The following is a 1,044-nucleotide window of genomic DNA, read 5'->3' on the forward strand; positions in this document are numbered from 1 at the left end:
CCGTGAAACTCACTTCGCGCTGTGCGCTACGTTCAGACATCACGGCGAGTCAGATGACGAAGCAAGCCTGTCCTTCGGCAGGCTTGCAACCCCGCAACCGCCACGCCGCAGGCGCGGGCATACGGGTTGGGCTCCGTAGAACAGCCGGTGTTTCACGGCGCAGCCTTGTGCCCTGACTTTCCGGCTGCGCTGCGCAGGTCGGCCACCTGGGCGGCGGTCACATCGGCAGGCTGGCCGCCCAGGGCCGTGCGGGTGTAGTTGGCCAGGGCGGCGACTTCTCCATCGGTCAGCTCCTGCATGAAGCCGGGCATGCCGGGCAGGGGCGTGGGGCCCTGCTGGGTGGCCGGGTGCTTGGGCAGGCCGACGAGGATGGCCAGCACCAGGTTGCGGGCGTCGGCCTGGCGCACGGTGCTGTTGCCCTTGAGCGGGGGCATGGTGAGGCTGCGGCCCAGGCCCTCGCTGCCGTGGCAGCTGGCGCACAGCGCCATGTAGTGGCCCCGGGCCGCGTCCAGCGTGCCCGCACCGTTGCCGGCGCCATTGCCCGCGCTGTTGCCGGTGCCGGAATCCGGGGGCGCGGCGGCCGGCAGGGGCTGGGGCGCTGGCGGGTTGTCGCCCAGCAGGAAGGTGGACAGCGCCGTCATGTCCTCGGCCGTGAGGTACCGGGTGCTGTTGGCGATGACCTCGTGCATTTCATCGAAGGCGCTGCCGTGGGCCGAGAAGCCCGTCTGCAGGAACTGGGCCATGCCCTCGCGCGTCCAGCCGCGTGCGGCCAGGGCTTCGGCGGTGATGCCGGGGGCCGTGAACAGCGACAGCGTGCCGCCCTGCAGCCAGCGGTCTTTCTGCATCTGGCCGAACATGCCGCGCGGCGTGTGGCATTCGGCGCAGTGGCCCATGACATTGCCCAGGTACTGCCCGCGCAGCCAGGCCGGGCTCTGGCCCTGCGAGCCCACGGGCAGGGGCGCGCTGGACAGGAACAGCGTCTTCCAGCCGAACATCAGCACGCGCAGGTTGAAGGGGAAGGGCAGGGCGGGCTTGGTGTTGGGC

General features: G+C 71.0%; 1 protein-coding gene. It reads right to left on the reverse strand.

The window, feature by feature from the left end; translation table 11 throughout:
* Window positions 1-152 precede the first annotated feature (152 nt).
* Window positions 153-1,044: c-type cytochrome (locus BW39_RS03430; protein WP_043819801.1), on the reverse strand; the 892-nt coding region annotated here is incomplete at its 5' end.

Origin of the sequence: Delftia sp. RIT313, assembly GCF_000632165.1 — a bacterium.
In the GTDB taxonomy this organism is placed as follows: Bacteria; Pseudomonadota; Gammaproteobacteria; order Burkholderiales; family Burkholderiaceae_C; genus Comamonas; species Comamonas acidovorans.